The organism is Aeromonas veronii (assembly GCF_040215105.1).
Taxonomy (GTDB): domain Bacteria; phylum Pseudomonadota; class Gammaproteobacteria; order Enterobacterales; family Aeromonadaceae; genus Aeromonas; species Aeromonas veronii_G.
Genome location: NZ_CP157875.1, coordinates 797,501 through 817,259 on the forward strand (window position 1 = coordinate 797,501; position 19,759 = coordinate 817,259).

General features: G+C 61.7%; 17 protein-coding genes, 2 rRNA genes and 1 riboswitch (1 of these 20 only partly in view). Of the genes, 11 read left to right on the top strand and 8 right to left on the bottom strand.

Translation table 11 applies throughout. The annotated features are described in order from the left end of the window. The 6 genes from ABNP46_RS03875 to ABNP46_RS03900 all read left to right on the top strand — a co-directional run. Nucleotides 1-730, top strand: a 23S ribosomal RNA gene (locus ABNP46_RS03875); it begins 2,159 nt to the left of the window's first position. 119 nt (nucleotides 731-849) lie between these two features. Further along, nucleotides 850-964: ribosomal RNA gene (gene rrf / locus ABNP46_RS03880) — 5S ribosomal RNA — on the top strand. 600 nt (nucleotides 965-1,564) lie between these two features. Beyond that, nucleotides 1,565-2,017: a pullulanase gene (locus tag ABNP46_RS03885; protein ID WP_349921121.1), complete on the top strand. Its 453-nt coding sequence runs from the start codon at nucleotides 1,565-1,567 to the stop codon at nucleotides 2,015-2,017. A 211-nt stretch (nucleotides 2,018-2,228) separates the two neighbouring features. Beyond that, entirely contained in the window at nucleotides 2,229-4,376 is a 2,148-nt protein-coding gene (locus ABNP46_RS03890; protein WP_349921122.1) for an adenosylcobalamin-dependent ribonucleoside-diphosphate reductase, read from the top strand. 11 nt (nucleotides 4,377-4,387) lie between these two features. Further along, entirely contained in the window at nucleotides 4,388-5,071 is a 684-nt protein-coding gene (locus tag ABNP46_RS03895) for an NrdJb (RefSeq protein ID WP_349921123.1), read from the top strand. A gap of 220 nt (nucleotides 5,072-5,291) precedes the next feature. After that, nucleotides 5,292-6,662: a PhoH family protein gene (locus ABNP46_RS03900; protein ID WP_349921124.1), complete on the top strand. Its 1,371-nt coding sequence runs from the start codon at nucleotides 5,292-5,294 to the stop codon at nucleotides 6,660-6,662. 69 nt (nucleotides 6,663-6,731) lie between these two features. Here the strand turns inward: ABNP46_RS03900 and thiQ are convergent, their stop codons facing one another. From thiQ to thiB, 3 genes are all read right to left on the bottom strand, one after another. Further along, nucleotides 6,732-7,439, bottom strand: a complete 708-nt coding sequence (gene thiQ, locus ABNP46_RS03905) for a thiamine ABC transporter ATP-binding protein (RefSeq protein ID WP_349921125.1) — start codon at nucleotides 7,437-7,439, stop codon at nucleotides 6,732-6,734. A 71-nt stretch (nucleotides 7,440-7,510) separates the two neighbouring features. Further along, nucleotides 7,511-9,151 carry a thiamine/thiamine pyrophosphate ABC transporter permease gene (gene thiP / locus ABNP46_RS03910; protein WP_434476174.1) on the bottom strand — a complete coding sequence of 547 codons (1,641 nt, stop codon included), beginning with the start codon at nucleotides 9,149-9,151 and terminating at the stop codon, nucleotides 7,511-7,513. Continuing rightward, complete coding sequence (gene thiB / locus ABNP46_RS03915) at nucleotides 9,127-10,107, bottom strand: thiamine ABC transporter substrate binding subunit (RefSeq protein ID WP_349921126.1); 981 nt, start codon at nucleotides 10,105-10,107, stop codon at nucleotides 9,127-9,129. Before thiB ends, thiP begins: the two co-directional genes overlap by 25 nt. Before the next feature lie 53 nt (nucleotides 10,108-10,160). Continuing rightward, a riboswitch (TPP riboswitch) is annotated at nucleotides 10,161-10,251 on the bottom strand. 91 nt (nucleotides 10,252-10,342) lie between these two features. Here thiB and ABNP46_RS03920 point away from each other — a divergent pair. Continuing rightward, nucleotides 10,343-10,633 (top strand): PilZ domain-containing protein, encoded by a 291-nt coding sequence (locus ABNP46_RS03920; RefSeq protein ID WP_349921127.1) that lies wholly within the window; start codon nucleotides 10,343-10,345, stop codon nucleotides 10,631-10,633. Between the two features lie 126 nt (nucleotides 10,634-10,759). Here ABNP46_RS03920 and ABNP46_RS03925 read toward each other — a convergent pair whose 3' ends face one another. The 5 genes from ABNP46_RS03925 to leuA form a co-directional block, all read right to left on the bottom strand. Further along, complete coding sequence (locus ABNP46_RS03925) at nucleotides 10,760-11,689, bottom strand: transglutaminase domain-containing protein (RefSeq protein ID WP_349921128.1); 930 nt, start codon at nucleotides 11,687-11,689, stop codon at nucleotides 10,760-10,762. Between the two features lie 90 nt (nucleotides 11,690-11,779). Further along, nucleotides 11,780-12,379 (bottom strand): 3-isopropylmalate dehydratase small subunit, encoded by a 600-nt coding sequence (gene leuD, locus ABNP46_RS03930; protein WP_349921129.1) that lies wholly within the window; start codon nucleotides 12,377-12,379, stop codon nucleotides 11,780-11,782. A 92-nt stretch (nucleotides 12,380-12,471) separates the two neighbouring features. Then, entirely contained in the window at nucleotides 12,472-13,869 is a 1,398-nt protein-coding gene (leuC, locus tag ABNP46_RS03935; protein ID WP_349921130.1) for a 3-isopropylmalate dehydratase large subunit, read from the bottom strand. 29 nt (nucleotides 13,870-13,898) lie between these two features. Then, a complete protein-coding gene (leuB, locus tag ABNP46_RS03940) occupies nucleotides 13,899-14,984 on the bottom strand; it encodes a 3-isopropylmalate dehydrogenase (RefSeq protein WP_349921131.1) in 1,086 nt (361 codons plus the stop codon). Between the two features lie 133 nt (nucleotides 14,985-15,117). Beyond that, nucleotides 15,118-16,680, bottom strand: a complete 1,563-nt coding sequence (leuA, locus tag ABNP46_RS03945) for a 2-isopropylmalate synthase (RefSeq protein WP_349921132.1) — start codon at nucleotides 16,678-16,680, stop codon at nucleotides 15,118-15,120. Between the two features lie 406 nt (nucleotides 16,681-17,086). Here leuA and ABNP46_RS03950 point away from each other — a divergent pair, with 406 nt between their 5' ends. From ABNP46_RS03950 to ABNP46_RS03965, 4 genes are all read left to right on the top strand, one after another. Continuing rightward, nucleotides 17,087-17,710 (top strand): TetR/AcrR family transcriptional regulator, encoded by a 624-nt coding sequence (locus tag ABNP46_RS03950; RefSeq protein ID WP_349921133.1) that lies wholly within the window; start codon nucleotides 17,087-17,089, stop codon nucleotides 17,708-17,710. A 145-nt stretch (nucleotides 17,711-17,855) separates the two neighbouring features. Then, on the top strand, nucleotides 17,856-18,359 hold the full coding sequence (locus ABNP46_RS03955) for a phosphatase PAP2 family protein (RefSeq protein WP_349921134.1): 504 nt from the start codon (nucleotides 17,856-17,858) through the stop codon (nucleotides 18,357-18,359). Further along, nucleotides 18,356-19,465, top strand: a complete 1,110-nt coding sequence (locus ABNP46_RS03960; protein ID WP_349921135.1) for an MJ1255/VC2487 family glycosyltransferase — start codon at nucleotides 18,356-18,358, stop codon at nucleotides 19,463-19,465. The genes ABNP46_RS03955 and ABNP46_RS03960 overlap by 4 nt, the downstream gene beginning before the upstream one ends. A gap of 35 nt (nucleotides 19,466-19,500) precedes the next feature. After that, nucleotides 19,501-19,653, top strand: a complete 153-nt coding sequence (locus ABNP46_RS03965; protein WP_100858117.1) for a hypothetical protein — start codon at nucleotides 19,501-19,503, stop codon at nucleotides 19,651-19,653. The last annotated feature ends 106 nt before the right edge of the window (nucleotides 19,654-19,759 follow it).

The window sequence follows — 19,759 nt, forward strand, 5'->3', positions numbered from 1 at the left end:
ACCCTTGTATGTTTGATGTTCTAACGCAGGGCCCTGAATCGGGCTCGCGGACAGTGCCTGGTGGGTAGTTTGACTGGGGCGGTCTCCTCCCAAAGAGTAACGGAGGAGCACGAAGGTTGGCTAATCCTGGTCGGACATCAGGAGGTTAGTGCAATGGCATAAGCCAGCTTAACTGCGAGACGGACAGGTCGAGCAGGTACGAAAGTAGGTCATAGTGATCCGGTGGTTCTGAATGGAAGGGCCATCGCTCAACGGATAAAAGGTACTCCGGGGATAACAGGCTGATACCGCCCAAGAGTTCATATCGACGGCGGTGTTTGGCACCTCGATGTCGGCTCATCACATCCTGGGGCTGAAGTCGGTCCCAAGGGTATGGCTGTTCGCCATTTAAAGTGGTACGCGAGCTGGGTTCAGAACGTCGTGAGACAGTTCGGTCCCTATCTGCCGTGGGCGTTGGATGATTGAAGGGAGTTGCTCCTAGTACGAGAGGACCGGAGTGAACGAACCTCTGGTGTTCGGGTTGTCACGCCAGTGGCACTGCCCGGTAGCTAAGTTCGGAATCGATAACCGCTGAAAGCATCTAAGCGGGAAGCGAGCCCTGAGATGAGTCATCCCTGACCCCTTGAGGGTCCTAAAGGGCCGTTGGAGACCACAACGTTGATAGGTGGGGTGTGTAAGCGCGGTGACGTGTTGAGCTAACCCATACTAATTACCCGTGAGGCTTAACCATACAACACCCAAGAAGTGTTCTGGGCCTTGTAGCAAGTGCATGAACTACTCAAATTCAGTGATAGCGACGAGCCAAGAGCGACATCGTTATTCACGTCAGCTTTCTAGATTAAGAATTTGCCTGGCGGCCATAGCGCCGTGGAACCACCTGATCCCATGCCGAACTCAGAAGTGAAACGCGGTAGCGCCGATGGTAGTGTGGCATTCGCCATGCGAGAGTAGGACACTGCCAGGCACCCAATTTGAAGAAGCCCGCTCATCTGAGCGGGCTTTTTTATTGGCTGACATTTGGGGATTGGCAGATGTTTTGTCCAATCATGGCCTGTTTATCAGGCAACTACATCGTAAAACCATATCAGCTTAGTCAAACAAACTGCCTTCTACGCCTCCAATTACCTATCTCCTGCCTCTTTTCAGCGCCACACTACCGGGATACCGGGATACCGGGATACCGGGATACCGGACTACTGGACTACCGGGCTGTCGTATCTGCTCACATGCAGGACGGCCATACCCCCTATTGATCATCACAATTGTTCAAAATGGGCGCTGCCAATCAGGTCAGCAACGCTCTCTGACACAGACGTGGTGAGGAAGGCCATCACCATGGCCTGACGCGGGTACGTACAGATAGATACAAGCAAGTCCCTATGTATTGGTTCCCTCTCTTTACCGCAGCATTTCGCCGCTGGTCATCTCTTCGTTCCCCCTTGTTTTGCATATAAAAAGTACAGAATGTGATACCCCTACCTTTCTGGTCGAGCCAGCTCTGCTTTAATGCCTCTGCCCACATTCGATTGGGCCAAGGAATCACAATAATCTGAGGAATGGACACATGTTCAAGAGAACAGTAACGATGATGCTGGCGGCGGGAACCCTGGTATTAGGCGGTTGCGCATCTAACGGTGGCGCCGAGCAGGCTGGGGCGGGCAACAGCGATTTCGGCGGCAAGTCCATCTACCTGCGTGGGGAGATGAACGACTGGATGGCCAACGATGAGACCAAGGTGGTCAAGGTGGCCGACAAGCTCTACATGGCCAAGGGGACCCTCAAGAAGGAGTGGGCACCCTATAAATTCAAGTTCGGTGACTCTGGCTGGAGCTGCGGCACCAACTTCGGCTACAAGAGCCCGAGCGACGGCGTCGCCGTGCTGGGCGGGGAGCCGGTGCCGGTCAACCCCTGCTCCAAGTATGAGGACATGAAGTTCTCCCCCGAGGTGGACGGGGTGTATGAGTTCTACCTGAACCTGGCCGGCGAGACTCCGACTGTTTACGTCAAGAAACCCTGATCCCGCCATGAGAGGTAAATCTCTCGGGAAATGAGACAGTTAAATGCCCTGGCCCGGAAACCCGCTGGCCGGGGCGTTTTTTTAGGATTAGAATCGCGTCCTCATGATGTGATGACTACTATATATAGTGTTTATGTTTGAGTGGTTGTCTATTGGTTGTGTTTTTGACATGCATCCTGACCTGAATGCATTCACATAAGGCGGCTTGAAAATGGCTAAATCCAACCCCGTGCTGGACAGTGAAACCGGCACCGGCCTCATCCCCCTGCAGGAAACCTCCCTCGAGATCTGGGACAGCAAGTATCGTCTCAAGCGCAAGGATGGGACCCCCATCGACGGCTCCATCGACGAGACCTACCAACGGGTGGCCCGCGCCCTGGCGGCACAGGAGCGTGAACCGGGCACCTGGTATGAGCCCTTCCTGTGGGCGCTACGCAACGGCGCCATCCCGGCGGGACGCATCACCTCCAACGCGGGGGCCTTCGAGCACAAGCCCGCGACCTCCACCATCAACTGCACCGTCTCGGGCACCATCGAAGACTCCATGGACGATATCCTTGGCAAGGTGCACGAGGCGGGGCTGACCCTGAAGGCGGGTTGCGGCATCGGCTACGACTTCTCGACCTTACGCCCGCGCGGCGCCTTCGTCTCCGGCGCCGGGGCCTATACCTCCGGGCCCCTCTCCTTCATGGATATCTACGACAAGATGTGTTTCACCGTCTCGTCCGCCGGCGGTCGTCGCGGCGCCCAGATGGGCACCATGGATATCCGCCACCCGGACGTCGTCGAGTTCATCCAGGCCAAGCGTGAAGATGGTCGCCTGCGCCAGTTCAACCTTTCCTTGCTCATCACCGAGGAGTTCGTCGAGGCGGTGAAACAGGATGCCCCCTGGCAGCTCATCTTCCCTTACACGGCGAAAGAGGTGGAGGAGGACGGCATCGCGCTGGACGACCCCGAGCAGGTGCGCTGGGCCGACTGGCCGAACAAGGAGGGGGTGGTCATCAACGAGCAGGGGCTGGTCGCCTGCAAGGTCTACAAGACCCTGCCTGCCCGGAAACTGTGGAACGTCATCATGAGCTCCACCTACGACTATGCGGAGCCCGGCTTCATCCTGATCGACAAGGTGAATCAGATGAACAACAACTGGTTCTGCGAGGAGATCCGCGCCACCAACCCTTGCGGCGAGCAGCCGCTGCCGCCCTACGGTGCCTGCCTGCTGGGCTCGGTCAACCTGACCCGTTTCGTGCACAACCCCTTCACCGAACAGGCGAGCTTCGACTGGTCCGCGTTTCGCAAGGTGGTGGCCATCTTCACCCGCATGCTGGACAACGTGGTGGAGATCAACCAGTTGCCGCTCGCCAAGCAGCGGGAAGAGATCATCAACAAGCGTCGCCACGGGATGGGCTTCCTCGGCCTCGGCTCGACCCTCACCATGCTGCGGATAAAATATGGCTCCGCCACTTCGGTCGCCTTCACCGAGCAGGTCTCCCAGGAGCTGGCCATGACCGGCTGGCGCGAATCCCTGGCCCTGGCGAAGGAGAAGGGCCCAGCCCCCATCATGGAGCAGGAGTTCGAGGTAACCGGCAAGATGCTGCGCCTGCGCCCGGAGATGGCCGCCGATGGCATCAAGATCGGTGACAAGGTGAAGGGTCGGGTGCTGCACGCCCGTTACAGTCGCTACATGCAGCAGGTGGCCGACGTGGATCCCGCCCTGGTGGCCGAGCTGGCGGAGGTGGGGGGGCGCTTCACTCACCACAGCAGCATAGCGCCGACCGGCACCATCTCGCTGTCGCTGGCCAACAACGCCAGCAACGGTATCGAGCCGAGCTTCGCCCATCACTACAGCCGCAACGTCATCAAGCCCGGCAAGAAGAGCAAGGAGAGCGTGGACGTCTACTCCTTCGAGCTGCTGGCCTACCGTGGGCTGGTCAACCCGGCCGCGATGCCTTACGGAGAGGATGAAGGCAGCCGGTTGCCGGACTACTTCATCACCGCCGACGACATCAGCCCGACCGAGCACGTGGACATCCAGGCCGCCGCCCAGCGCTGGATAGACTCCTCCATCTCCAAGACGGCCAACATCCCCACCGACTTCCCGTTCGAGCGGTTCAAGGATATCTACCTCTATGCCTCGGAGTCCGGGCTCAAGGGGTGCACCACCTTCCGCTTCAACCCGGAGGCTTTCCAGGGGGTGCTGGTGAAGGAGAAGGATCTGGAGAATACCAGCTACGAATTCACCCTGGAGGATGGCTCCGTCATCACGGCGAAGGGGAATGAAGAGATCGAATACGATGGGGAGCTGCACACCGCCGCCAACCTCTACGACGCCTTGAAAGAAGGCTATTACGGCAAATTCTGAGAACGACACATATGGTCAAGAAGATCGACAGGAAAATCGTCGCCTACAAGGTAAGCACCAAGGATGAGGCGCAGGACGTCGCGGCGCCCCAGGAGGACGTGGTGCACATGCACGAGACGGTGCTGCGGCCGGAGCGGCTGATGGGCACCACCTACAAGCTGAAGACGCCGGAGCATGTCTCCGAGCACTCGCTGTTCATCACCATCAACGACATCATTCTCAACGAGGGCACGGTGCACGAGACCCGCCGCCCGTTCGAGATCTTCATCAACTCCAAGAGTCTGGAGCACTACCAGTGGATAGTGGCGCTGACCCGCATCATCTCGGCGGTGTTTCGCAAGGGCGGGGATGTCACCTTCCTGGTGGAGGAGCTGCGCTCCGTGTTTGATCCCAAGGGGGGCTACTGGAACAAGGGCAAGTATGTGCCGTCCCTGATCGCCGAGATTGGCAACGTGATCGAGACCCATCTCACCGAGATCGGCATGCTCAAGGCCCCCGGGCTGGATGAGCACCAGCAGGCCTTCCTGGCCGAGAAGAAGGCCGAGCTGCAGGCAGAACATGTGGCTGCAGAGCCATCCGCCGGCAGCGGCTTTCCCGCCACTGCGGCACTCTGCTACAAGTGCCACACCAAGGCGCTGGTGCTGAAGGATGGCTGCATGACCTGCCTGAACTGCGGCGATTCCAAGTGCGGCTGACGTGGCCGTGCAGGGAATAACCCCGTGAAAAAGACCGGCCACTGGCCGGTCTTTTTTATTGATGGCTTTATATACAATCAGTTGCGGTGACCAAGGGAAATGTTGCGCGTCCGTAAAATCGGGCGTAGCGTTGGGAGGTAATAAAACTGTCACGGCCGTGTGGTTTCAATGACATCTGAGATTCACACACGTGGCACCCCCAGTGCCAAGGAGGATGCTTATGGACAATACGGACCGAAAGCTGTTTATCCTGGATACCAACGTTCTGCTTCACGAACCCCTCGCCATCTACTCCTTCAAAGAGCACGACGTGCTCATCCCCATGACGGTGCTGGAAGAGCTCGACAACATCAAGGATCGCCAGAAAGACGTCAGCCGGGATGCGCGCATCGCCATCCGCGCGCTGGAAGACGTGTTTCGTGACGCGACCCCGGAGCAGATCGTGCAGGGGGTGGCGCTGGCCGGCGAGGCGAGCGGTCATATCTCCATCTTCAGCGATCACCATCTGCCCCAGGATGCCGAGGTGTTCACCGACAAGGAGGCGGACAACCGCATCATCAACGCCGCCCTCTACCTGCAAAAGCACGAATTGAAACGCCAGGTGGTGTTGGTGACCAAGGACATCAACATGCGCCTCAAGGCCAAGGGGGCCGGTCTTGCGCACGTTGAGGATTATCGCAGTGACCAGCTGATCGACGACATCCGCCTCTTGGCCAAGGGCTTCCAGGTGGTGCCCGGCAGCTTCTGGGAGCGGGTCGGCGAGTGCGACAGCGAGACCCATGGCCGGGATACCGTTCATGTGATCGACGCCGAGCTGCTGGAGGGGGTGCACATCAACCAGTACCTGCTGGACGAGGAGAACTTCTTCGCGGCCCGGGTGCTGAGCCACGATGGCCACAAGATCCGCCTCAAGGATCTGGGCCGCGAGCGGCTGATGTCCCGCAAGGCCTGGGGCGTGCATCCCAAGAACGTCTATCAGGGCATGGCGCTGGATGCCCTGCTGGATCCGCACATCGATCTGGTGATCCTGACCGGCCCGGCGGGTTGCGGCAAGACCCTGCTGGCCATGGCGGCGGCGCTGGAGCTGGTGATAGAGAAGGGGATCTACGAGAAGGTGATCGTCACCCGCAACACCCCGGAGATTGCCGAGAGCATCGGCTTCCTGCCCGGCACCGAAGAAGAGAAGATGATGCCCTGGCTGGCGGCGGTCACCGACACCCTGGAGGTGCTGCACAAGCAGGACGAGAACATGAGCGGGTCCCTCAGCTACATCATGGAGAAGGCCAACATCCAGTTCAAATCGGTCAACTTCATGCGCGGGCGCAGCATCCAGAACACCTTCGTGCTGCTGGACGAGTGCCAGAACCTGACCGCGTCCCAGATCAAGACCATCATCACCCGTTGCGGCGAGGGGACCAAGATCGTCTGCTCCGGCAACCTGGCCCAGATTGACTCCAACTACCTGAGCCCGGTCACCTCGGGCCTGACCTATATCGTCGAGCGCTTCAAGGATTTCGATGGCAGTGCCAACATCTTCCTGAACGGGGTGGTGCGCAGCAAGCTCGCCTCCTTCGCCGAGGAAAACCTCTGATTTCACTCACTATCTTCATATGAAAGAGGGAGGCCACTGGCCTCCCTCTTTTGATCCCGGGATCCCGTTTCAGGAGATGTGGGAGTGGCCCAGATAGCGCTGCAGGCCAGGATGATCGCTGTTTTGCAAAATGTCCGGCGTGCCCTGCAGGGCGATGCGCCCCTCGTCCACGAACAGCACCCGATCGGCGATGAGCTGGGCGTCTTCCGGGTTGTGGGACACCATCAGCACAGTGATGCCCTGCTCGCAGGCGAGCCGGGCGACTTCCGCCAGCATCTCCCGGCGCAGGGCGGGATCGAGCGCCGAGAAGGGCTCGTCCAGCAGCAGCAGCGGCTTGCCGCGCACCAGGGCGCGGGCCAGGCCGACCCGCTGCTGCTGGCCGCCGGAGAGCTGCTCCGGCAGCCTCTCCTGCATGTCACCCAAGCCGACCCGGGTCGCCGCCTCCTTCACCTGAGCCCGCTGGGCCTGGGTCAGGCGCAGGCCCGGATGCAGGCCGATGGCGATGTTGTCGAACACCGACAGGTGCAGGAACAGGTTGTGATCCTGGAACAGGGTGGTCACCGGGCGCTCGGCGGGGCCGAGCGGTAGCAGATCGATGCCATCGAAGCGCAAGGCGCCTGATTCCACCGGCACGAAGCCCGCTATCATGCCGAGCAGGGTGGATTTGCCGGCGCCGCTTGGACCGATCAGCGCTGTGATCTCCCCCTTGGGCAGGGAGGCGTTGAAGCTGACGCGCCAATCAGGGTAACTGGTTGCCAAATCATCAATTAACAGCATCTTTGACTCCTGTGATATGGCTGGTAGCGCAGAGTGCATGTGCGGTCGCAGCCAGGCAGCGAACTCGACTGTCACGCATCCAGGTTTTTCCCCCCCAAACCCCGCTCCACCAGCCAGAACAGGGAGAAGCAGAGGGTCAGCAGCAGCAGGGCGGTGGCCGCCGCCTCGGTCAGCCGGTAGCTGCCGAGCTGCTGATAGAGCAGCCAGGGCAAGGTGGTGAGGGTCTGGCTGCCGAACATGGCAATGGCGCCGAGATCCCCCAAAGACAGGATCATGGAGAGCGCCATGGCCAGCGCCAGGGGGCGACGCAGCAGGGGCCACTCCACCAGCCGCAGGCGCTGCAGGCCACGCACCCCCAGGCTGTCCGCCAGCCGGTCGTACTGGCGCACCACCAACTGCATGGGGGCGGAAAGGGTACGCAACACATAGGGCAGCGCCATCAGGGCGTTGACCAGCACCACCAGCCAGGGGCCGAGGGCGAAGACGTCGGCGAAGGGCATGAACAGGATGAAGAGGCCGGTGGAGAGCACCACCGCCGGGATCATCAGGATCATGGAGCCGCTGGCCTCCCACAGGGCGGCGGCTCGCCGCTTGCGATCCCGCACTCGCAGGTGGCGGCTGGTGAGCAGCAGACCGGTGCCGAGCAGGGTGGCCAGGCTCCCCGCCGCCAGCGCGATGCCGAGGGATTGCCCCCCCGCCTGCCACAGCTGGGGTGATCCCAATGCCGCCAGCAGGCCGGGGTTGAAACCGGCGATGACGATGGCCAGCAGGGGGGGCAGGAAGATGGCGAGACCGAGACCGAGGGCGAGGCCGTCGACCAGCCGGGTGCCCGGTTGGTGCCTGTCTGGTCGCAGGCAGGGACGGCGGCCGCTGATCCGGTTGGGGGTTGAGCCTTGCAGCTTGTGTTGCAGCAGCAAGAGGCCCGCGGTCAGCAGCAGTTGCACCAGGGCCAGGCCACCGGCGGTGGCGAGATCGAAGTCAAAACGCAGGGCCTGGTAGACCGCCACCTCCAAGGTGGTGGACTTGGGGCCGCCGCCGAGCGCCAGCACTGTGGTGAAGCTGGTGAAGCAGAGCATGAAGATGAGGCTCGCCAATCCCGGCAGCAGGCCACGGATGATGGGCCACTCCAGCAACCGGAAGATGTGGGAGGAGCGCATGCCGAGCTGGCTGGCGAGGCGCCAGGAGGATTCGGGGATGCTCTCTATGCCTTGCAGGATGAGGCGCGCCGCCAGCGGCATGTTGAAGAAGACGTGGGCCAGCAGGATGCCGAACAGGCCATAGAGGTAGTTGCCGGGATCCAGTCCGGCACTGCGCAATGCCTGGGGCAACCAGCCCTGGGTGCCGTGCACCGCGACGATGCCGAAGATGGCGATGATGACCGGCAGCACCAGGGAGAGGCCGAACAGCTTGAGCAGCCACTTTCGACCGCGAAAACGGCGCCGCGCCAGGGCCCTGGCCACCGGAATGGCCAGTCCCAGGCTCAGCAGGGTGGAGAGCAGCGCCTGCCAGAGGCTGAAGCCCAACACGTGGCGCAGATAAGGATCCGTGAGCAGGCTGCCCGGGAGGGAGCCCGCCTGCCACAGCAGGGCCGCGAGGGGTCCAAGGGAGAGCAGCAGGATGACGGCGGTGGCTGCACAGCCCGGCAGCCACCAGAGGGGACGAGACTGGGGTTTCACAAAGTGATGACTCACTGGGTGACGGCTTGCAGCCATTCCCGGATCCAGCCCTTGCGGTTGGCGGCCACCTCGTCAGAGCTGAAGCTCAGTGGTTTGGCAACGGTGATCATCTGCTCGAAGCCCTTGGGCAGCGGGGTGTCGATCACCGGATACATCCAGTTGCCGCCCGGGATCTCTTGCTGGAAGGCGGGGCTCACCATGAACTGCAGGAACTGGTCGGCCAGCTTGTCTTGCTTGGCGCTCGCCAGCTTGGCGGCCACTTCCACCTGGCGATAGTGGCCCTCTTCGAAGGCGGCGGCCTGGTACTGGGCCTTGTTCTCGGCGATCAGGTGATAGGCCGGGGAGGTGGTGTAGGAGAGCACCATGTCCGCCTCGCCATCGAGGAACATGCCATAGGCCTCGGACCAGCCCTTGGTGACGGTGACCGTCTTCTTGGCAAGCTGGGCCCAGGCGGCGGGGGCCTGGTCGCCATAGACGGACTTCATCCACAGCATCAGCCCCTGACCCGGGGTGGAGGTGCGGGGATCCTGATAGATCACCTTGAGATCGGGGCGCTCCACCAGCTCTTTCAGGCTCTTGGGCGGGGTCTTGAGTGTGTCCTTGTTGTAGACGAAGGCGAAGTAGCCGTAGTCATAGGGGACGAAGGTATCATCCTGCCAGCCACCTGGCACCTTGAGGGCGGCCAGATCCGTGTGATGGGGGGCGAACAGACCGCTCTGCTTGGCCTCGCTCACCAGGGCATCGTCCAGCCCCAGCACCATGTCGGCCTTGCTGTGCTTGCCTTCCAGTCGCAGCCGGTTGAGGATGGCTACCCCGTCTTCCAGCGCCACCAGATTGAGGGTGCAGTTGCACTCCTTCTCGAAGGCCTGTTTGATCTTGGGGCCCGGACCCCATTCGCTGGCGAAGGAGCCGTAGGTGTAGACGGTGAGGGTGTCGGCGGCGAAGGCCTGGGCACTGAGCAGGCTGGTGGCGACCAGCAGAAGGGTTTTCATCGATGGCACTCCCTGTGGGTTGCGAGCTGCCAGCGGATGAGGGCGCAAAAAACGAGCGCCATGCCTCAAATTCCTCCGCCAGCATTATCTGGATCAGGTTCACGGGTATAATCTCAGCGGTAAACCGCACCCCGTTTGAGAAACGAATCGCATTGTATTGACGTTCTGGAAGGGAGGCCAGCACTATGTGTCGCGCACCCCGTCCTGCCTATCCAATCCATGGAGGAAGCCTCGAGTGATCACCAGCACCAAGGAAAGACGCGCCTTTCAACGCATGGTCATCAATGCCCCCGTCACCCTCTATCAACAGCCCAGGGTGCTGGAAGGGGTCTGCCGGGATCTCAGCGCCAACGGCATGGGGGTGGAGATAAACCAGCATGACTTCGACGTCACCCAGCCCCTCAGGGTCAGCCTGGCCACCAGCAGCAACCTGCTGCCTCCCTTCGAGGCCCAGGCCCGCATCGTGCGGGTGCTGGAGGAGGACAAGGGGCTCTTGCTGGCGCTGGAGTTCCTGCCCCAGACCTGATTTATCGATATATTTCACTGCTTTTTATCGGCCCGCACTCGCGGGCCGATGTTTTTATATTGCAGGCAGGATTAATCGCTGCCTTTTGTTCATCTGCACAGATGGCTCGCCCATGTCCGCATCGATTTACGGGCTGGCCCTGACCGCTTGCACACTGAGCTGCCTGCTGTCGACCAGGGTCTTGCTGGTGGGGGCCAGCTGGCCCATGGGGAGCTGGGCCGGGCCGGTCGGCTCCATCAGCAGATAGGTCTGCCCCTCCCAGCTGAGCACGGCTTCACCGGCCTTGGCGGGCAGGGCGACCCCCAGCAGGGCGTGGCCGGGGACGAACACCATGACCTGGGGGAGCTCGGGGAAGAGCTGGGCCAGCATGGCCGCCATCAGGGTCACCTTGCTGTCGCAATCCCCCGCATTCTGCTCCAGCACCTGGCGCGGGGTCAGAAACCCCTTGCCGGCGCGGCCGGACTGGCTGTCCAGCAGGCGATAAGGGATGACCTGAATGAAGTCGAGCATGAAGGCCACCGTCTGCTGGCGGGCGGCCAGCTCTGTCTCGCCAGACTGGTTGAGTTGCTCGGCCAGCGGGGCCAGCTCGGCCCGGCTCTCCAGGGCGATGCGCACGTGATCCTGCTTGATGGCGGGGGCGCCATCGGGCGGCGTGAAAGGCTGGAAGTAGTGCTGCTTGAGCCACTCGGCCTCCAACTTGGCCTGCTGTGGCTTGACCCAGGCCTCGGCCTCCCTCGCCTGATCGGCGTTGCGGCTCCTGATGCTGAGGGCGAGACTGGGGCGAGCCAGGGAGAACTGCACCTCGGGGAAGTCGATGACGGCCTGCTGCAACAGGCGCTGCAACACCTCCTCTTGCATGCGGGTGGGGCGATAGGCGATGAGGGGGGGCAAGCTTCCCGCCTCCAGCCGGTAGTCAAGCTGCTGCGCCTTGCCCTCCCTGTCCTGCCAGCCGACCTTGATCTGGCCGCCGCCGTTGCGAAAAGAGGTCTGCTCGGCCGCCACCGGCAGGGCAAGCAGCAGGGCGCAGAGCAGGGGCAGGGGGCAGGTTTTGGCCATCATCGTCTCCTCAAGGTGGCAGGGACCGGACAATAAAACGGGGAGCCCAGGCTCCCCATTGAGGTTACTCAGTTTATTGACACCGGGCCGTTAGAGCCAGCTGGGCTGCTTCGCCTCGAAGGCATCGATGGCGGCCTCGTGCTGCAGGGTCAGGCCGATGGCATCCAGCCCGTTGAGCAGGCAGTAACGGCGGAACTCGTCGATCTCGAAAGGGAAGGCGAGCTCACCGGCCCTTACCTGGTTGGCTTCCAGATCCACCTCGATCTCGATGCCCGGATTGGCGGCGACCAGCTGGAACAGGGCATCCACCTCCTCTTCCTTCAGGCGGACCGGCACCAGACCGTTGTTGATGGCGTTGCCGTAGAAGATGTCGGCGAAGCTCGGGGCGATCAGGGTCTTGAAGCCGTAATCAGCCAGCGCCCAGGGGGCGTGTTCACGGCTGGAACCACAACCGAAGTTCTCCCGCGCCAACAGGATGCTGGCCCCCGCGTAGCGGGGCTGGTTCAGTACGAACGCCGGGTTCGGCTGCTGGCCTGCATCGTCCAGGAAGCGCCAGTCGTGGAACAGGTGCTTGCCAAAGCCGGTGCGGTTCACCTTCTGCAGAAACTGCTTGGGAATGATGGCGTCGGTGTCGACGTTGGCGCTGTCCAGCGGCACCACTATGCCTTTGTGTTGTTTGAATCCTGTCATGTTCATTCCCTCTTACAACCCACGAATGGAGATGATGCCGGTGGCGACAAAGGCTCGTCTGTGTTGTTTGAATGCTTTCATCCTAACCCCCTTTACAGCGCGCGAATGTCGGCGAAACGACCGGTGACGGCGGCGGCGGCAGCCATGGCCGGGCTCACCAGGTGAGTGCGACCGGCACGGCCCTGACGACCCTCGAAGTTGCGGTTGCTGGTGGAGGCGCAACGCTCCCCCGGTTGCAGCCGATCGTTGTTCATGGCCAGACACATGGAGCAGCCGGGCAGACGCCACTCAAAGCCCGCCTCGATGAAGATCTTGTCCAGCCCCTCGGCCTCGGCCTGGGCCTTCACCTGTTCGGAGCCAGGAACCACCAGGGCCTGGACCCCGGCGGCGACCTTGCGGCCACGGGCGATGGCGGCGGCGGCGCGCAAGTCTTCGATGCGGCTGTTGGTGCAAGAGCCGATGAACACCTTGTCGATGGTGACATCGGAGAGCTTCTGGCCGGGTTGCAGATCCATGTAGGCCAGGGCCTTGCGAGCGGATTGCTGCTCCATCAGATCGGCGAAGGAGTCCGGATCCGGGATGGGCTCGCCCACGGCGATCACCTGGCCCGGGTTGGTGCCCCAGGTCACCTGAGGAGCGATGTCGGCGGCATCAAGCACCACCTCGGCGTCGAAGATGGCACCTTCGTCACTCTTGAGCGTTCGCCAGTAGGCGATGGCTTGCTTGAGTGCCTCACCCTCGGGGGCGAAGACCTTGCCGCGGATGTAGTCGATGGTGGTCTGATCCGGTGCGACCATGCCCGCCTTGGCGCCGAGTTCGATGGCCATGTTGCACACCGTCATGCGCCCTTCCATGGAGAGGCTCTCGATGGCATCCCCCGCGAACTCCACCACGTAGCCGGTGCCGCCGGCATGACCGACCTTGCCGATGATGGCGAGCACCACGTCTTTGGCGCTGATGCCATCGCTCAGCTTGCCGTTGACGCTGATGCGCATGGTCTTGGCCCGGCCCTGTTTCAGGGTCTGGGTGGCCATCACGTGTTCCACTTCGGAGGTGCCGATGCCAAACGCGAGGGAGCCGAAGGCGCCGTGGGTGGCGGTGTGGGAGTCGCCGCAGACGATGGTGGTGCCGGGCAAGGTGATGCCAAGCTCGGGGCCCATCACGTGGACTATGCCCTGATACTGGTGGTTCAGGTCGTAGAGACGAACCCCGAACTCCTTGCAGTTGGCGGCGAGCGTCTCCATCTGGATGCGGGCCATCTCGCCGGAGGCGGCGATGTCCTTGGTGGTGGTGGAGACGTTGTGATCCATGGTGGCCCAGGTGAGATCCGGGCGGCGCAGCTGGCGGTTCATGGCACGCAGGCCGTCGAATGCCTGCGGGCTGGTCACTTCGTGCACCAGGTGGCGGTCGATGTAAATGAGGGGAGTCTCCCCTTCCACTTCCCGCACCACGTGGGCGTCGAACACTTTCTGATAGAGGGTTTTTGACATTGCTTTCTTCCTTGTTATCCGCGGCGGGATCAGATGCGCGCGGCTATCTGATCGCCCATGGCGGCGGTGCTCTGTACCGGGTGCTGGGCACTCGACTGATGCAGATCTGCGGTGAAGTAACCCTCGGCCAGGGCCTGGGCCACGGCCTGCTCGATGGCTTTGGCGGCCTCCTCCTGCCCCAGGCTGTAGCGCAGCATCAGGGCGGCGGAGAGGATCTGGGCGATGGGGTTGGCGATGCCCTTGCCGGCGATGTCCGGCGCCGAGCCACCGGCCGGCTCGAACAGGCCGAAACCGGATTCGTTCAGGCTGGCAGAAGGCAGCAGCCCCATGGAGCCGGTGATCATGGCGCACTCGTCGGAGAGGATGTCACCGAACAGGTTGGAGCAGAGCAGCACGTCGAACTGGGACGGATCCTTGATGAGCTGCATGGTGGCGTTGTCGATGTACATGTGGTTCAGGGCCACGTCCGGGTAGGACTTGGCGACCTCTGCCACCACTTCGCGCCACAGGATGGAGGAGGCGAGCACGTTGGCCTTGTCGATGGAGGTGACTTTGCTCTTGCGCACCCGGGCCGATTCGAACGCTATCTTGGCGATGCGCTCAATCTCATAGCGGTGATAGACCTCGGTGTCGAACGCCTTCTCGGTGGCGCCGCTGCCTTCGCGCCCCTTGGGCTGGCCGAAGTAGATGCCGCCAGTCAGCTCGCGCACGCAGGCGATGTCAAAGCCCCGATCCGAGATGTCGGCACGCAGGGGGGAGAACTGCTCCAGACCGGTGTAGATACGGGCCGGGCGCAGGTTGCAGAACAGTTTGAAGTGGGCGCGCAGGGGCAAGAGGGCACCGCGTTCCGGCTGATCGTTCGGGGGCAAGTGCTCCCACTTGGGGCCGCCGACCGAACCGAACAGCACGGCGTCTGCGGCTTCGCAGCCTGTGATGGTGCTCTGGGGCAGGGGGGTGCCGTGGTTGTCGATGGCGATGCCGCCCACGTCGTGGCGGTCATAGTCGAGGGAGAAACCAAATTTGGCCTGCACCTTTTCCAGCACCTTGACGGCCTCGGCCATCACTTCCGGGCCAATGCCGTCACCCGGCAATACTGCGATCCGATAACTGCTCATACTGTCTCCGTCCTGATGTTGTTCTTGGGATCCATCTGCTCAGCGGCACGATACGATGGGCCGATTGCTGTTCAGACTGTTTCTGTCTTGGTGTTGTCGTTGTTTCTCATCTGCCCAGTGGCCCTGCCACCGCTCAGACGGTTTCCGTCTTGATACTGTTCTTCTGGCCCATCTGCTCGGCGACCATGTCGGCGCGCCAGATGCTGTTGATCACGTGGACTAGGGCCTGGGCCGAGGATTCGATGATGTCGGTGGCCAGCCCCATGCCGTGGAACTTGCGCCCCTTGTATTCGGCGACGATGTCCACCTGGCCGAGGGCGTTCTTGCCTTCCCCCTTGCCCTTGAGTTCGTATTTGTCGATGCGGATCTCGTAGCCGGTGATGCGGTTGATGCACTGGTAGACCGCATCCACCGGACCATTGCCGGTGGCGGCCTCGCTGATGGTTTCCTGGCCGACGTTCAGCTTCACCGAGGCGGTGGCGAGTACCGAGCTGCCGCTCTGCACCCCGAGGTATTCCAGCTTGAAGTGCTCGGGCTCTTCGTGGATCTGGCTGAAGAAGGCCAGCGCCTCGAGATCGTAATCGAACACCTGGCCCTTCTTGTCCGCCAGGGTCAGGAATTTCTCGTAGAGGCTGTCCAGGTCATAGCTGCTCTCGGCATAGCCCATGGATTCCATGCGGTGCTTGATGACGTGGCGGCCGGAGCGGGAGGTCATGTTCAGGTTGTTCTGGGGCAGGCCTATGCTCTCGGGGGTGATGATCTCGTAGGTGTTCTTGGCCTTGAGCACGCCATCCTGATGGATGCCGGAGCTGTGAGAGAAGGCGTTGACGCCGACGATGGCCTTGTTGGGCTGTACCGGCATGTTGCAGATCTGGCTGACCAGCGTGCTGGTGCGGTGGATCTCGTTGTGGCGGATGTTGGTGTGGACCCCGAGCAGATCGGCGCGGGTTTTGAGGATCATCGCCACCTCTTCCAGGGAGCAGTTGCCCGCCCGCTCGCCGATGCCGTTGATGGTGCACTCGATCTGGCGGGCTCCCATCTGCACGGCGCCGATGGAGTTCGCCACCGAGAGGCCGAGATCGTCGTGACAGTGTACCGAGATGATGGCCTGGTCGATGTTCGGCACCCGGTTGAACAGGGTCTGGATGATGCCGGAGAACTCGGTCGGTACCGTGTAACCCACGGTGTCGGGGATGTTGATGGTGCGGGCGCCAGCCTTGATGGCGGCTTCCACCATGCGGCAGAGGTTGTCGATGGGGGTACGACCCGCATCCTCGCAGGAGAACTCCACGTCGTCGGTGTAGCGGCGGGCATGCTTGACCGCGCTGACGCCCATCTCCAGCACGTCCTCGAAGCGCTTCTTGAGCTTGCTCTCGACGTGGATGGAGGAGGTGGAAATAAAGGTGTGGATCCGGAACGCCTCGGCCACTCTCAGTGCCTCGCCGGCGGCGTCGATGTCCTTGGGCAGGGCGCGAGCCAGGGCGCAGACCCGGCTGTTCTTGATGTGGCGGGCGATGGTCTGCACCGAGAGGAAGTCACCGGGGGAAGAGACGGGGAAGCCCACTTCCATGACGTCGACGCCGAGTCGCTCCAGCGCCTGGGCGATCTGCAGCTTCTCCTTGACCGTCAAACTGGCCGACAGTGCCTGCTCACCATCACGCAAGGTGGTATCGAATATGATGACGCGATCTGACATGTGACTTCCCTCTTCCTAAGTTCGCAACGTGCATCCCGTGTGGCATAAAAAAACCCGTGCGGGGTGCACGGGTTTTTGTAAATTCCGGCTATGCCTGAGCCCGGCTACAAGGATCCCGCGCGACGAGTCGCGATTAGGGAAAGCAGTAGTAGCGGAGCGGCAAAATGCATGATGACTCAATCCATCCAGTCGATAACGCTTCTACCAATATCGAGATTTTTATGCTGTGTCAACTCGAACTCACAGGTTCAATTCACTGGATTATTTAATCGGATTGTAAAGGAGTGCAAATTTCCTTGTCCCATATTCGGTCCATGCCTGATTATCTGGTCATTCCTGCTGTACTCGATCATCCACACGATTCAGATCGACTTATCAGCTCTTGCTGAATTATCTGAGGTATCCCATGGAAAAACGCAGACCTGGCCGTCCGGTTGGACGCTCCGACATTCGTGACAAGCTGCTTGCCGCTGCCCGTGAACGTTTTCTCAACACGCCCTACAGCAAGGTGACGACCCGCGAGATCGCCGAACTGGCCGGCTCCAATCTGGCGATGATCCACTACTACTTCGGCAGCAAGGAAGGTCTCTACAAGGCCGTGCTGGGGGATGTGGCAGAGCCGCTGGATCAGGCCTGGCACGACGAGACCAGCAGCCGCAGCCTCAACGATCTGCTCAATACCTACTATCAGGTGATGGCGCCGAACAGCGAGCTGACCTCTGCCATCTCCAGTGCGTTGTCCACCGAAAAGAGCCCGGGGCGGGATTTTGTGCTGAGCCGTCTGCTGGAGCGTCAATTGCCCCAATTTGATGCCCTGCTGGAATCCATGAAGACCAATGGTCAGCTCGGTGACAATCTGGATCCCGAGATGCTGAAGATCTCCTTCCTCAGCATGATGTGGCAGCCGTTCGTGATGAAGGATCTCTACGAGCAGGTGTTCGGCCTGACCGTGGACGAGCGCTTCATGAGTCGCCTGGCCGCCCACAACTGCCAGCTGATGGAAAACGGGCTGCGCGGCGCCCTGAACTGATCGCATTGCATCTCACATGAATGACTAAAAAAGGGCCGCTCGGCCCTTTTTTGTCGTCTTGTTCACCAATCTGTTATCTGTCCTTCAACGAACTGTCATTGCGCCGCCCTAGCCTGTCTTGAAGATTCAAGGGAAAGGGGGCGTGATGAACAAGATCCAGCAATGGGACCTGCAGGTGTGCCGTGTCTGCCTGCTCCATCCCTACAACCACTCGCAAGCCCGGGTCAGCCGGTTCATCTCCCGCACCGGTGACGGCCCGCTCTACGCCGTGCTAGCGACCCTGCTCTGGTGGCAAGGGGGGGCACAACGAGAGACGGTGCTCATGGCACTGCTGGCGTTTGCCCTCGAACTGCCGCTCTATCTGCTGCTCAAGAATTCCCTGAGGCGCCAGCGCCCGGTGGGGCTGCCGGTCTTCATCACCCCGTCCGATCGCTACAGCCTGCCCTCCGGCCATACCGCCGCCGCCTTCCTGATGGCGACCGTGCTGGCCGCGAGCTTCCCGCTCTGGGCCCCCTTGCTGTTCACCTGGGCCATCCTGGTGGGGGCCTCCCGCCTGCTGCTCGGGGTGCACTATCTCAGCGATCTGGTGGCCGGCGCCCTGCTCGGTAGCGGCTGCGCTTTCTGGGCCCTTAACTGGAGTCAGGCATGAAGATACTGTTCGGGGTACAGGGGACCGGTAACGGTCACATCAGTCGCAGTCGCACTCTGGCCCGCGCCTTGACCGCCCGCGGCATCGAGGTCGATTACCTGTTCAGTGGCCGCCCTGCCGACGGCTACTTCGAGATGGCCGAGTTCGGGGACTATCGCACCTTCCCCGGTATCACCTTCGTCAGCCACGGGGGGCGCATCTCGGGCTGGCGGACCCTCAAGGGGCTCTCGCCACTGCGCTTCTGGCGGGACATGCGGGCCCTGGACTGCCGGGATTACGATCTGGTGATCAGCGACTTCGAGCCCATCAGCGCCCATGCGGCCCGCCGCTGGGGTAAACCCAGCCTCACCATCAGCCATCAGGCCAGCTTCGACTGGGCCATTCCGCGCTGGGGGGAGAGCGGCTTCAATCGCCAGCTGATGAACCATTTCGCACCGGTCGGCCAGTCACTTGGGCTCCACTGGTTTCACTTCGGTCAGCCTCTGCTGCCCCCCATCATCGATCCCATTCCGCTGGCCCAAGACAATCAGCAGATACTGGTCTACCTCCCCTTCGAGCTGACCGAGCAGATAGCCGCCTTGCTGTCGCGCTTCAACCAGCAGCGGTTCGTCTGCTTCCACCCGGCTATCCGTACCCCCAGCCAGTGGCGCAACATCCAGTTCGAACCCCAGGCGCGGGAGGGTTTCAAGCAGGCGCTGGCGGGTTGCCGTGGCGTCATCACCAACGCCGGTTTCGAGCTGGCGTCCGAGGCGCTCTCCCTTGGCAAGAAGTTGCTGGTCAAACCCCTGGTGGGCCAGTTCGAGCAACTGACCAACGGCAAGACCCTGGAGCTGATGGGGCTGGCCCAGTTGATGGAGGCGCTCGATGCCAATGAGGTGCGCAACTGGCTCGATAGCGCGGCCTGCGGGGCCATCCGCTATCCGGATGTGGCGGGGGAGCTGGCAGACTGGCTGGCGGCGGGGGCCGGGGAGGGGATAGAGTCGCTCTCTCGCAGGCTCTGGGCTCGTACCCTCTTCCCGGAGGAGGTGTGCGATCGGCTGAGCGAGTTGACCCTGAGCCCGGCATTGCCCCGCCCCTGGTTATCGCAACTCAGTGCCTTTGACTAGACTGAGACGATCCCAACAAGGAGAGGGTGGACAACATGCGTTTTACCAATGAGAACGGCGATACCATGAATCTGGCGGACAATCTCACACTGCACGAACTGCTCGACATGGGGGTCAGTATCTCGGTGTGCGAGGAGACGGATCCGGATCAGCAGATCTGGCTGGTGGAGCCCGAGCAAGACCAGTGAATCCCCGCCCGGTTGACAGGCCCACCCCCTGCGGTGGGCCATTTATTTCTGCATACCGCCTTGTTTTCAGCATGATCCACTGCCTATTCCCCTGTCATCCCCCCTT